This is a genomic window from Streptomyces sp. NK08204, assembly GCF_020400585.1.
In the GTDB taxonomy this organism is placed as follows: Bacteria; Actinomycetota; Actinomycetes; order Streptomycetales; family Streptomycetaceae; genus Streptomyces.
The window spans coordinates 1-11564 of record NZ_JAINVF010000046.1 but is presented as its reverse complement, the minus strand read 5'-3'; the positions used below and the strand labels follow the sequence as shown (position 1 = coordinate 11564).

15 protein-coding genes and 2 pseudogenes are annotated in these 11564 nt (G+C 67.7%); 9 read left to right on the top strand and 8 right to left on the bottom strand.

Annotated elements, in window-relative coordinates:
* Positions 1–319: 319 nt before the first annotated feature.
* A complete protein-coding gene (locus tag K7G59_RS34015) occupies positions 320–1312 on the bottom strand; it encodes an immunity 49 family protein (protein ID WP_225840546.1) in 993 nt (330 codons plus the stop codon).
* Between the two features lie 83 nt (positions 1313–1395).
* On the opposite strand from K7G59_RS34015, the gene K7G59_RS34010 reads away from it, so the two are divergent.
* The 5 genes from K7G59_RS34010 (at position 1396) to K7G59_RS35505 (ending at position 5057) form a co-directional block, all read left to right on the top strand.
* Entirely contained in the window at positions 1396–2109 is a 714-nt protein-coding gene (locus K7G59_RS34010) for a hypothetical protein (protein WP_225840545.1), read from the top strand.
* Positions 2106–2891, top strand: a complete 786-nt coding sequence (locus K7G59_RS34005) for an FAD-dependent monooxygenase (protein WP_225840544.1) — start codon at positions 2106–2108, stop codon at positions 2889–2891. The genes K7G59_RS34010 and K7G59_RS34005 overlap by 4 nt, the downstream gene beginning before the upstream one ends.
* 350 nt (positions 2892–3241) lie before the next feature.
* The gene (locus tag K7G59_RS34000; RefSeq protein ID WP_225840543.1) at positions 3242–4039 is read left to right on the top strand and encodes a thymidylate synthase; all 798 of its coding nucleotides are present in this window, start codon (positions 3242–3244) and stop codon (positions 4037–4039) included.
* A complete protein-coding gene (locus tag K7G59_RS33995; RefSeq protein WP_225840542.1) occupies positions 4036–4542 on the top strand; it encodes a dihydrofolate reductase in 507 nt (168 codons plus the stop codon). The genes K7G59_RS34000 and K7G59_RS33995 overlap by 4 nt, the downstream gene beginning before the upstream one ends.
* A gap of 227 nt (positions 4543–4769) precedes the next feature.
* Positions 4770–5057: a transposase gene (locus K7G59_RS35505; protein ID WP_374114325.1), complete on the top strand. Its 288-nt coding sequence runs from the start codon at positions 4770–4772 to the stop codon at positions 5055–5057.
* Between the two features lie 70 nt (positions 5058–5127).
* Here K7G59_RS35505 and K7G59_RS33985 read toward each other — a convergent pair.
* A pseudogene (locus K7G59_RS33985) lies at positions 5128–5323 on the bottom strand (IS630 family transposase); the annotation flags it as partial.
* A pseudogene (locus K7G59_RS33980) lies at positions 5320–5790 on the bottom strand (winged helix-turn-helix domain-containing protein). The pseudogenes K7G59_RS33985 and K7G59_RS33980, both read right to left, overlap by 4 nt.
* A 353-nt stretch (positions 5791–6143) precedes the next feature.
* Here K7G59_RS33980 and K7G59_RS33975 point away from each other — a divergent pair.
* From K7G59_RS33975 to K7G59_RS33965, 3 genes are all read left to right on the top strand, one after another.
* Positions 6144–6608 (top strand): GNAT family N-acetyltransferase, encoded by a 465-nt coding sequence (locus K7G59_RS33975; RefSeq protein WP_225840541.1) that lies wholly within the window; start codon positions 6144–6146, stop codon positions 6606–6608.
* A 169-nt stretch (positions 6609–6777) separates the two neighbouring features.
* A complete protein-coding gene (locus tag K7G59_RS33970; RefSeq protein WP_225840540.1) occupies positions 6778–7257 on the top strand; it encodes a GNAT family N-acetyltransferase in 480 nt (159 codons plus the stop codon).
* Positions 7258–7622: 365 nt separating this feature from the next.
* Positions 7623–7817: a hypothetical protein gene (locus K7G59_RS33965; RefSeq protein WP_225840539.1), complete on the top strand. Its 195-nt coding sequence runs from the start codon at positions 7623–7625 to the stop codon at positions 7815–7817.
* Between the two features lie 81 nt (positions 7818–7898).
* On the opposite strand, the gene K7G59_RS33960 is transcribed toward K7G59_RS33965, so the two are convergent.
* Complete coding sequence (locus tag K7G59_RS33960; RefSeq protein ID WP_225840538.1) at positions 7899–8051, bottom strand: hypothetical protein; 153 nt, start codon at positions 8049–8051, stop codon at positions 7899–7901.
* 102 nt (positions 8052–8153) lie between these two features.
* Entirely contained in the window at positions 8154–8351 is a 198-nt protein-coding gene (locus K7G59_RS33955; protein ID WP_225840537.1) for a DUF6247 family protein, read from the bottom strand.
* Positions 8352–9053: 702 nt separating this feature from the next.
* Here K7G59_RS33955 and K7G59_RS33950 point away from each other — a divergent pair.
* Complete coding sequence (locus K7G59_RS33950) at positions 9054–9713, top strand: hypothetical protein (RefSeq protein ID WP_225840536.1); 660 nt, start codon at positions 9054–9056, stop codon at positions 9711–9713.
* Between the two features lie 77 nt (positions 9714–9790).
* Here the strand turns inward: K7G59_RS33950 and K7G59_RS33945 are convergent, their stop codons facing one another.
* The 3 genes from K7G59_RS33945 to K7G59_RS33935 all read right to left on the bottom strand — a co-directional run bounded on the left by K7G59_RS33945 (position 9791) and on the right by K7G59_RS33935 (position 11374).
* Positions 9791–10348, bottom strand: a complete 558-nt coding sequence (locus K7G59_RS33945; protein ID WP_225840535.1) for an XRE family transcriptional regulator — start codon at positions 10346–10348, stop codon at positions 9791–9793.
* A 3-nt stretch (positions 10349–10351) separates the two neighbouring features.
* Positions 10352–10651 (bottom strand): hypothetical protein, encoded by a 300-nt coding sequence (locus K7G59_RS33940; protein ID WP_225840534.1) that lies wholly within the window; start codon positions 10649–10651, stop codon positions 10352–10354.
* A gap of 186 nt (positions 10652–10837) precedes the next feature.
* Positions 10838–11374, bottom strand: coding sequence for a hypothetical protein (locus tag K7G59_RS33935; RefSeq protein ID WP_225840533.1), 537 nt, complete (start codon positions 11372–11374; stop codon positions 10838–10840).
* Positions 11375–11564 lie beyond the last annotated feature (190 nt).

Sequence of the window (11564 nt, the reverse complement as noted above, 5' to 3'; positions counted from 1 at the left end):
AACTCGCCCCGGCCACCGCATAGCGAACAAGGGCTGCCCGGCCTCCGGCCAGACAGCCCCTCACCAAGATCTTCATGAGCCTTCTAGGCCGTGTTCGTTCGGATCATCGCGAAAGACACGGACTGAGGCTCGGCGCCGTCGGGGCTACCGGGGTCCCAGGGCGCGGAGATCCGGCAGATGGCGTTCGCCGACGTGGGTCAGGGTGGTCTTCCGTCCTTGACTATCGCACAGACGTACGCGCTGCCTCGGTGGGGACGAGTCCGTCTCCACGACGATGTCCTGGATGTCGGGCCAGGCCCATTTCCGCACCCGGGGTGGCCTACTTGGCGGCCCAGCAGCCCAAGTTGTTCCGGTTCTCCTCCCCCGCCCGGCGCGGCGCGTCCGGCGATCCCAGCAGTCCGTACGGCAGATACCCGGACCGGACAGCGAGTTCCCACCCATGGACCTGGACGGCGAGACAGGCCAGGGCGAGGGTGCCAAGGGGGAGGAGGGACCGGGGCGCGGGATCACCGGCACCGGCCTCGACGCTCTCCCGGTACGCGACCAGCCGGGCGACGAGGGCGTCCTCGAAGGCGTGCTGGTCGTCGTCGAGGAGTACGCGGAGCAGTCGCTGGTCCGCGCTCAGCGCGTCGCCGACCTCGTCGAGCCGCCGGGCAGCCTCCGCGCGCTCCCCGGCGTCCGGCTTACGCAGCGGAACCGTAGGCCAGTCGCGGGGCAGATGCCCGGCCGCCTCGGTGAGATAGGGGCACAGGGCGTCCATGGCGGCGAGGTCGGCGGGGTCGGAGACGGAGGTGTACCGGTTGTAGGGCACGCCGTCACGGATGGCGGGCGCGTAGTCGCCGCGCAGCAGCAGACCGGTGACCCGCTCCCAGTCCCACACATGTCCGCTGACGACACACATCTCGAACATGTCGAGCCAGGTCCGCGCGGTGGGTGCCTCCTTGACGACGTCCCGGAAGGTGATGGGCCCGTCCCCGAACTCGTCGTCGTCCGGGTCCGTGCTGATCCGCTCCCCGACGAGGGGGAACCGGAGTTCCTGGTCCCCGTTCGGGAAGCACATGATGCTCAGCACTCCGTGCACACACTCCGCGGCGGTGACGGCGACCGTGCGGGCCGCAGCGTCGAGCCCCGGCTCCGTCACCGTTCGCGCGGCGACATGGTCGAGCAGTTCGTCCGCCATGGCCCGGATCAGCGTCGGCGAGATGCTGCCGTACCGCAGCGAGTGCCACCGCGTGTAGGCCCGCCCGTCGATGTCGTCGAGCGCCTCGGCCAACCGGTCCTCGGCGACCTGATGGCATGTCACATTCCGCACGTACCCCGTCCCTTTCATGAACTCCGCGACTGGACGACGCACGTTATCAACGGGCACTGACAGCACCGTCCTCTGTTCCGCATGTGAGTACCGCGCTTCGCCCGGGGGACTACCTCCAGATCGCTTCGGAACGGATGGCCGTCGATGGCGTGCCGGACGGCGAGGGGTTCGCCCGGATCGAGCGGGTGGAGGTCATCACCGACATCGGTTTTCTGGCTCCGGCCTCCACCCAGGTGCGTACCCGGGCAGCCCGGGAGATCGCGGTCGTCTTCTGTCACGGCATGCCGGGCCCGGTCATGTTGCGCGAGGGTGATCAGTGGACCCGCGGCGAGGTCGACAGCGGCCGGGCCCGCTGGGATTCCGCCCATCCCTGGTGGCCAGAGACACAAGAACCCCTTTTCACCGGAAGCCGCTTGGCCGCCGGACCACACCCCTTTCGCAGCACCATCCACGGCCCCGACCTCATGGCGTCGGCCGCCGCGACCGAGCCGCAGCCGCCGCGGCAGCGGGCAGCCGTGTTCGACAAGCCGGCCCACATGGTCATGGTTGGTGACTACCTGCAGATCCATGCCCTGCGGCACCTGCAGTGGGACATGCGCATCGACGAAGGATTCCACCGTGTCGAATGGATCGGCCACCTCGCCGGTGACGCACTCGACGCGTCGGATCGCGTGGCCCAGCGCGGATCGAACGCACTTCCTCACCGCGGAGCTGAACACGAAGTTCCGGCGCCCGCTGTCCACCGCGCCGGCGCTGGGGGTTGCTCACGCAGTTCGCGCAGAAGAGGCGCGGCATGACGCCGAACGAGGCGATCCAGACCGCCTGCGCCGAGGTCTTCGCCCCAGACCTGGACGGCCATCCGCTGAGCGGAGCCACCCAGAACCGGCCGCGCTCCTTCGCCGACGTCGCGCTGCCGACCTGGATCGGGCCCAGGACCGCACTGGTCGGCGACGCCGCGCACACCGCGCACTTCTCGATCGGCTCCGGCACCACGCTGGCGATCGACGACGCCCACAGGCTGATATCGGCCGTCGCCGCCCACAGCCCCGGTCGGCTGGACGAGGCCCTGATCCGGTACGACGCCGAGCGCAGACCCCAGGTGGCAGCGGTCCAGGAGATCTCCCGGCAGAGCCTTCGGTGGTGGCACGGTCTCGAGCACCGCTGGGGACGGCTCGCCCCGGACCGGCTGGCCTGGTCGTTGATCACACGGACCGGACTGTTCTCGCTGGACGTCCTGCGCTCGGGCGACCCCGAGCTGGCGAACACCCTGCTGCGAGAGGAGACCCTTCCGCAGCCGCTCCCGGTCGGCGCGGGCCCCGAAGTGCGCGTCACAGCGGGTCTGCCCCGGCAGCACGTCCGCGAACTCATCGCCGTCGCGGGCACCGGCGACACCACGGTGACCTGGGACTCAGGCCTCACCGCAGCGGACCGGCTCGCACTGGTCGACGCCTTGCAGGAGGTCCGGGAACCGGCGCACCTCAGGGGCCTGGGCCGGACCGTGCTGCGGGCACCGGCGAATGATCGGTCGTGGGCCGAGAGCCAGGTGGTCGCGGGCCGGGCCAGCGACATCTGCGCCTGACGCCCGGGAGGGCGGGGCCCCGCCCGGATGCGGTCCGGGGCCCACCGGGCCCTCCGGCGGGGCGAGAACACGTACGGGACGGTTGGCCTCTCCGGCACTCGACGGGCGAGGCGAAGCGGCTGCGGGGGGGGCGGCCGACAACAACTCACCAGCCCCCATGGCCGGTTGCCCGGAGCCATGGTTTCCTTTGCCCTCGTGCCTTCACTTCCGGCACCTGGCGACGCGGATCCTGGACGCTGCGGGCTGGACCACAGGTCAAGCCAACCCCGCGCTCGTCCCGGGCATCGGACGGGGGGCTGAACCCCATGGCCGTCGAGTCCACGTTCTCGACGCTAGTAGAATTGACGGTTATGGCCGATACCCAGTACGAAGACCTGCTGCGGCTGGCGCTCACCTCCGGAACAGCCAAAGCCGACCGGACGGGCACCGGTACCCGAAGTGTCTTCGGGTACCAGCTGCGCTATGACCTCTCACAAGGGTTCCCGCTGGTCACCACCAAGAAGGTGCACCTCAAGTCCATCGTGTACGAGCTGCTGTGGTTCCTGCGCGGCGACTCGAACGTCCGCTGGCTCCAGGAGCACGGCGTCACCATCTGGGACGAGTGGGCCGATGCCAACGGCGACCTCGGTCCGGTCTACGGGGCACAGTGGCGCTCCTGGCCCACCCCGGCGGGCGGGCACATCGACCAGATCAGCGGGGTTCTCGACACGCTGCGCCGGGAACCGGACTCCCGCCGGATGATCGTCTCCGCCTGGAACGTCGCCGAGCTGGACAAGATGGCGCTGGCGCCGTGTCACGCCTTCTTCCAGTTCTACGTCGCCGACGGCAAACTCTCCTGCCAGCTGTACCAGCGCAGCGCGGACCTGTTCCTCGGCGTCCCGTTCAACATCGCCAGCTATGCGCTGCTCACTCACATGGTCGCGCAGCAGGCCGGCCTCGAACCCGGCGACTTCATCTGGACCGGCGGCGATTGCCACATCTATGACAATCACGTCGAGCAGGTGCGCGAGCAGCTCTCGCGTACCCCGTTCGAGTTCCCTCAGCTGCGTCTGAGCAAGGCCGACTCGCTGTTCGGCTACGCCTACTCCGACGTGGAGGTGCTCGGCTACCGGCACCACCCGGCCATCAAGGCTCCGGTGGCGGTGTGAACGTCGGGCTGATCTGGGCGCAGACTTCTGATGGCGTCATCGGCGCGGACAATGCGATTCCATGGCGTCTGCCTGAGGACATGGCGCATTTCAAGGCGACCACCCTCGGCCATCCGGTGGTGATGGGGCGCAAGACATGGGATTCGCTGCCCGTGCGCTTCCGCCCGCTGTCCGGGAGGCGGAACATCGTGGTCACCCGCGATCCGCGGTGGACGGCCGAAGGGGCCGAGCGCGCCGGGTCCATCGCCGAGGCGCTGGAGCTCACCGCCAAGCCGTCGCAGCCGGCGGGCGTCTCCGTTCAGGCATGGGTGATCGGCGGCGGGGAGATCTACCGTGCCACCCTGGCATACGCCACCACGCTCTCGGTGACGGAAGTCGACGCGGTGGTCGAGGGCGACGCCTACGCCCCGCCACTGGGCCCGGAGTGGAAGGTCACCGAGGACAAGGGCTGGCAGTCCTCGGCGTCAGGGCTGCGCTACCGCATTCGCAAGTACACCCGGTAAGGGGCAATCCACCACCCTGATCACCCACGATGCACCGCTTGGCTCTGTCGGGGATCTTGGAGTCTGCCGGTGCGCCAGCATGATCAGCGGGCATGCTCGGGGCCGTCTCGAAGACCGATGCAGTTGTCGAGGTGTCCGTTGTCGCTCCGTTCCCGTTCCGATGAGCAAGTCCCGTCTGTGACCGCGCAGATCGCGCGGGCGAGCAACCCTGGCGGTACGGCGGCGATGTGGGTGAGAGACCGGCTGGACGGCCTGTGGTGCGACGAGGACTGCCGGGCTGGTATCCGCGTGACGGACGCCCCGGCATCTCCCCCGCCCCATTGGCCACCGTCTGTGTGCTGCAGTTCCTGATCGGTCTGCCGGACCGTCAGGCGGCGGAAGCGGTCCGCTGCCGCATCGATTTCAAGTACGCCCTGGCCATGGAGCTGGACGATCCCGGTCGCGGCCATCCCCGAACGCGACTCCGCGCACGTAGTACCGCCACGAGTTACGCCTCTGAACCTTCGCGACACTGAGCATCCCCACAGAGGACACTCGATCTGACCTGCGAAAAGGTGCGATCCCGTGAGGCGGGACAGTTCACCGGTCGCGCCAGGTGAAGCTCTTGCGCCCGTCGCGCCGGCCGTCGTCTTTGCGTGGCCGGTAGATCAGCCGGGACCGGTGGCCGGGTTTGTAGCAGGTCAGTGCGGGCGATCGAGACCCGTCTGCGGGAGCGGCCGCGGACTCGGACTACCGGGGTGCGGCCTCGCTTGCCCCAGGTCTTGGCGTGCGGCGGCGTCATGGAGAAACCGGCTTCGTCCTCGAAGACGAGCCAGGCTCCACGGGCCGCCGCCTGGCGTCCGCGCAGGGCCATACCTCCTTCACCCACCCGGCCACGGCTTCCTCGTCCCGTTCGACGGCTCGGCGGGCCGGGACCTGGCAGGACCAGCCGTTACGCACCTCCAGCGTCCACCGCTGGTCCTCTTAGCCGTGCGCGGCCGGCCCCTTGGCCAGCTCCTGCTCCAACTGTGCGAACTGCTTTTCACTCAGCCGCGGTAGGGACGCCGGGCACTGTGATTGCAGAGCCCGCGGACCGCCCTCATCCCACGCCTGCCGCCACCACTGCACCGATCGCACACTGACCCGCACGTCCTTCGCGATCACAGAACTGGCTTCGTCCCCGACAAACCTCTCGGCCGCCTGGAGCCGTAGCTCCTCGCGGAACCGCTGCCGTTCGGCAGTCAGCCCGCCACCTTGTGGATACCGCATGCCCCGGCGATACCGCAGCGAGCACGAGCCGTTGTCGGCGTTCCCGTGAAAAGTGCACAGCTCGGTACACGTGAACCTGCGTAACACGTCGCATCGGGTTGGATGATCCCAGCGCCGCCGCTGACCTACTGCACACGTGCGTCCCGCCCGCCGACGGCACCGGCGGGCGGGACGCGCCCTGCGCCTGCACGGAGCCCGCCACCCGCTGAGCCCCCGGCGGCGAGAAGGTTGCACACCTGGACGAGCGGCTCTTGGACGTTCTCCGCAGATGAAGTGATGGTGCCTGCGTTCCCTGCCTGTGCAAGCCAGAAAAACCAGGAGCCGACCGAGGTCGGAACACGCAAGACTTTCCCATGACCACAGACTTCCGTGTGCGCCAGGCCCAGGCCGTTGATGCTCCCGTACTGGCGCGGCTGCGATGGGCGTTCAAGCAAGAGGACCACGAAGGCGGTTCTTCCGCTCCGGCCCGGTCCATGACGCAGGCTGAACAGTGGATCCGGGAGCGGCTTGACGGCGGGCAGTGGCTGGCCTGGGTGGTCGAGAGAGGCGCGGAGATCTGCGGGCATGTCTTTCTCCACCTGGTCGAGCGAGTACCAGACCCCTATGAGGACAACACCCCTGTCGGCTACGTGACGAACTTCTACGTGATGCCCGAGTACCGCAATCTCGGGTTTGGGGCTGCCCTTCTCAAGGCTCTACGGCAGCATGCTCAGGAGCTGGGTTCGGATGTGCTCATCGTCTGGCCGTCCGAGCGCAGCGTGCCGGTCTACCGGCGGGCAGGCTTCCGGCCATCGCCAGATCTGCTGGAAGCGCGATGAGCTCAGACACGCCAACGGCGAACGGTTCGGGGCGCGGGTGTGTCGGTGTTCCCGTGGAACTGTGCAGCATTCACAACGCGTCGCACACCAGAACACCGGGGCCTCAACCTATAGTCGACCTGCCGGCGGGCCAGCGTCGATACAGCGAGTTCGAGTTGGAGTGTGACCGATGGCTGATGGCCTTGCCCTCGAAGGGGCGCTGACCCGGCTTGTCCCCACGAGCGAGGATGACCTGGATCTGCTGGCCTCATGGTTCGCGACCCCGGACTTCGTCGAGCATTGGGGAGGAACGCCGAAACCGCGGGAAGAGGTGGCCGAGAAGTACCTGGGGCGGCGCCGACCCCGTGTGGAGTCCTTCCTCGTGCTGGCCCACGGAACACCGGTGGGATACGCGCAGTACTGGCACGCCGGCACGGCCGAAGGCGGCATCGACATGGTGCTGACAGCCCAGGCACGCGGCCGCGGCCTGGGACCGGACGCCGCTCGCGCCCTCCTCTCGCACCTCCGCAGGAATCTCGGCTGGCGGCGCGTGACGGTCGACCCGACGAGAGACAACTTCCGTGCCGTACGGGCATGGCAGAAGGCCGGCTTCCGACAGGTCTCATGCGAGGGCGAGACCCTCCTCATGCAGCGCCACCTCACAGAATGACGCCGGAACAGGGGCCACAGCCCGGAGTGCTATGAAGCACCATCGCGCCGCGACGCCCATAGGCGTCCCTGACCGCGAGCACGATGCCGCACGCTGACGACGCCGGTGGTCCCGGTGCCCCAGCACTCCGGAACCAGGTGGAGCTTGTGTACTTCGAGCTGTACCTGCCTGTGCATTCGCGTGTACGCCGGCAGCCGTCAGCCCCTACGCCTCCACGAGTTCAAACTCAGTAGCCCAGCCAGACGATGTCCAGCACGGACAGGTGGCACAGGGCGCGGCGGTCGCCGGACATCGAGGGTACGAGCGTTTTCCGGACTTGTCCGCGCAGCCCAGCGGGTCACTGCCCAGTTGGGCAGACTTGGCAGGTGCGCGACGCCGTGACCAAGGTGATCGGCGACGCACTGGCCCATGACACGCTCGTCGCAGGTGGGCGCTACCTCGGACAGTTGTGGCTGCGTGACGCCGAGACCACTGCCTGGCATGTTCTGCTCGCCAGGCGCCGACTGCACGAGACAGAAGACGACCGTAAGCGATTCTTCGAGGCGTGGGGCAACGCCTGAGCGGTACGGCCGTGGCTACGATGCCGAACGCCCCGACCCCGGCAGCTGCAATGCCGGGGTCAAGCCCTCTTCTCGGGGTTGCTACCCGATCCAGATGACGTCCAGAACGGACAGGTGCCGGGTGAGCCGGTTGATCACGTAGATGACGGACAGCTGCCCGACGGATGCGGCGCGGACGTCCTCGCCTTCCGGGTCGCCGGCGTTCCACTGGGGCCAGTCCCACGGGGAGCGCACCGCGATGTCCGGGGCGTCGCGGACCGTCTCCTTCGCGTGCTCCGGGAATCCGGTGAGTCTTCGCGGCCTGCGGGGCCAGGTGCACCGCCCACGGCTGATCGGTCACCGGCGGGCACCGAGGACGTCGTCCAGGTCCACGAAGCCGGTCTCATCCCGGCCTGAGTCCATGTATGCGTCGACGGCCGGGGCCGCGGCGAGGCGGACCTGCCAGGTACGGACGACGTCGTGCAGGGGCGTGAGGCTGTAGCTGTGGCGGGAGTCCTCCAGGGCCTTCGTCCAGCCCCGCTTGAAGGCCGGCACCCACGTATCGGCGCGGCGGTCGGTGCGTAGCTGGGCGGCGGCTGGGGGCTTCCTCGAGCTGCGCGCTCATCGGAACCTCCTGGCAGGTCGTGTTGCCACCGTACGCGCGGTGCGGGGCGGCGTGAGTGGCCACGGCTGTTCTCCTCTCTGCGCGGGCACTGGCCAGCACATGGGTGGGCGGGTCAGAGCTGGTCCGGAAGGATGAAGTGCCCGTAGCCGAGATTGTGTGGCTGGTCCGGTAGCCAAAGGCGTTGAGGATGCTGCCGAGCGCGATATGCATTGCTGCGCGGGTGGTGTCGAGCTGGCAGACCACGTCCTCGCTCAGGCGGCCAGCGTCCGGCTTTTCGAAGGCCGCCTCGTTGATCCGCTCGTGCACGCTCCAGTAGACGTGCACCTGGTTGTCGAAGACGGAGAGGCGCAGGCCGCCCTCGGCATCGTCGGGCGCCAACGGCGTGAAGCCAGCGCTCTCGAGGGCCACGCGTACCCGGGCCGTGAGGGCTTCGCGTTCTGTGAGCTGTGCCGACGCACGATAGTTGTCACCAAGATCGGCGCTGACCTGCGGCTTCGTAGGGGCGAAGTACGGTAGTCGTCACCGAATCAGCGCGCCACTTGGCAGTCATGGACGGCCAGCGTCCCGGATCCCGTTGCATGAGGACCACCGATCGGCTGTCCGCTTGTGCCAGGCCGTGCAAGTGTGACGCCATGGATGCGGCAGTGATTGGCGCGGTGAGCGCCCTTGGTGGGGCTGTCATTGGCGCCCTTGGCTCCTACCTGGGACCGGCTCTTTTACAGCGTCGGCAGCAGCAAAGAGACGATGAGTCGAGCGAGCAGGAGCGCACAGCACAGCTACTGAAACTTGCCGCCGATGCCCGCCTCGCCAGCGCTCTGTGGCTGCGGCACCTCGAACAGGTGGCTGACGACTTGGGCGACGGTGGTCGATGGAGTCTGAATCGATACGACAAAATCTCTGCCGCGCGCGAGAGAGCATTCCGTGGGGCCTTGGTGATGATGATGTACCACCGGTACTACATCTACTCCGGGGCTATCGACTGGTTCACCAGGCCGGCGCATTCGGTGGACCGTATCTTCCGCGCTGCCATCAGGGCAGACCGGTCGCTGACCGCTGAAGAGACTAGCGAGGTCCGAGGGCACCTCGCCGACCTGACCAGGAACCGTAGAAAGCTGGACCGCGAGCTCGTACGTCGTCTACTCGCCCATGTGTCGGACCCCTCTGCCAACAGCCAGGGGGATCCGCTTTCCTTTGGATCGCAAGAGGCCGAGCGCGATCCGGAGGATGCTACGGACGCTGAAACCAGCCACGCCGACGACGTGTTCGGGAGCGATGCGGAACGTGGCGGGTGACAACAAGCCTGCCTATGTGACAACTGCCGTGCCTGGGCTCATGAGCGCCTCCTCAGTTGTCATCAAACACTCAGAAATCAGTAGTCGAGATCCAGGTACTCGATGTCGTTGATTTCCACGTCTGACAGTCCCATAGCGCGACCCCCGCCGTCCTGGAAATGAACTTCTTTGAATCCTTCGGCGATGATTCCGCGCATCTGCTGGTCGCTGGCCCCCGCCTCGCGGGCGTCGAAGAGGCGCTGTGCGTACTCCGGGGGAATGTGCACGGTGAGTCGCCGGAACCGTCCGTCGTCGGTCGTGCCGGCCGGCGCGGTGTAGCCGAACCGGGCCCGGGTCTCCACCGTGATCCCGGTGCTGGCGGCCGCCTGCTTCTGCCGGCGCTTGCGCACCAGCGGCTGCCACCGCTTCCGTACGGCGTCGTCGATCTTCGCAGTGACATCGGCGCGGGCGTGCTTGCGGGCGCCGCGCCGGTAGCGGTTGACGGAATCGGCGGTGACCCCGAGCTCTGCCGCCACGGCCTTCGCGCTGCCGAACTGCTTGATCAGGAACCCGATCTGGCCCTTGAGGGTCTTGGGCGGCTCCTTGGTGAACGACTCCCGATCGGCCCGCTCGATCGCGTCCTCGATCTCGTTCACGGCTCAGCTCCCGTCGTAATCGTCGTCACGGTGGAACCGGTCGTGAACGGGGCGGGCGTCTTTGGCCGCGTCGAGGTTCACGGCCAAGCGCTCGGCAACACCGTCACTCTCGGGCTGGAGGTAGCCCAGCGTGCGCAGCTCTGCGACGGCCTTGCGGAATGCCTCTCGGCCTTCGGCGGCCAGCCGCTCGTCGCGGGTCAGCGAAGACAGTTGGTGCATCAGGGGCCGGTCGTCGTCGGTGTATCCGGTGGCGAGTTCGGCCAGGACACCGCGGGCGCGCCAGGTCAGGCGCATGTCGCGCATCGCCCGGGCAAACAGGATAGGGTCGTGGCCCGGCGGGCGGGTAGGCAGGGCGTTACTTGCCGTCCTCGAGGACGGCGTCGTGTAGGTTCCGGCCGCCGTTGTCATTCGTCACCGCGGTGACCTGCTGCTTGTGCTGCTGTCTCATCGCATGTCCCGCGGTTTCCGTCTCACTTCGGTGGCATTTCCTCATGCAGCGTCGTTTTGCTGGTCGTTTGCCGACTTCCAGGTCTGGTCGAACCAGGTGATGAAGTCCATCACGGTTCCGACGCGGGCGATCCTCTCGTGGATGGCTCGCTGGTCGTGACCGGGGAGGAAGTCGCCCCGGCTGATGGGCTTGCCGCATCCGCAGTTGCACTCGCGGTTGCCTAGGGGGGAGTCGAAGTAGGTGATGGGGTTCTGCTGGGCACCGTTCGGGGCGGGGTTGCCGACGTAGTGATCGTGGACCGGGTGACCTGGGCCGAGGATGCGGCCTTCGAAGGCCCGTCGCCCACCGCGCACGTCGACAACTCGGTCGATCTCCATGGCCTGGCGGATGATCCCGCCGCCGTTGACGACCGCGAACCGCTCTCGCTCGACTCGCGATCCGGGCATGACCCAGACGCCGCGGGCGATGTCGTGGAGCTGCTGGTCAGACAGCCCGTCGCTCCAGCCGATCTGGGAGCGCTGGAGAGGATCGCTGTTCGGGTCGACGTCCTTCTTCCTGCCCAGGGTGATCTGAATCATCGCGCCTCCCTGAGAGGCCGCCTCATGGTTGGAGAGGACGAGACGGCTTGTTCAGGATAGACCATGCATCCCCGTTATAACGGGGTATCATGAGATTGTTTCCTGGAGCGCGATCGGCCTTCCCTGGAGCAGCAACCAAGCAGGCCATGTCAGCCGTTGGACTGTCTCGATGGCCTCTCTTGTGAGCCTG

Excerpts from the sequence above, each read along its gene's own strand:
- K7G59_RS34000 (WP_225840543.1), top strand. The coding sequence starts at position 3,242 with ATGGCCGATACCCAGTACGAAGACCTGCTGCGGCTGGCGCTCACCTCC.
- K7G59_RS33950 (WP_225840536.1), top strand. The coding sequence starts at position 9,054 with ATGGATGCGGCAGTGATTGGCGCGGTGAGCGCCCTTGGTGGGGCTGTC.
- K7G59_RS33970 (WP_225840540.1), top strand. The coding sequence starts at position 6,778 with ATGGCTGATGGCCTTGCCCTCGAAGGGGCGCTGACCCGGCTTGTCCCC.
- K7G59_RS34005 (WP_225840544.1), top strand. The coding sequence starts at position 2,106 with ATGACGCCGAACGAGGCGATCCAGACCGCCTGCGCCGAGGTCTTCGCC.
- K7G59_RS33935 (WP_225840533.1), bottom strand. The coding sequence starts at position 11,374 with ATGATTCAGATCACCCTGGGCAGGAAGAAGGACGTCGACCCGAACAGC.
- K7G59_RS33975 (WP_225840541.1), top strand. The coding sequence starts at position 6,144 with ATGACCACAGACTTCCGTGTGCGCCAGGCCCAGGCCGTTGATGCTCCC.
- K7G59_RS33940 (WP_225840534.1), bottom strand. The coding sequence starts at position 10,651 with ATGCGCGACATGCGCCTGACCTGGCGCGCCCGCGGTGTCCTGGCCGAA.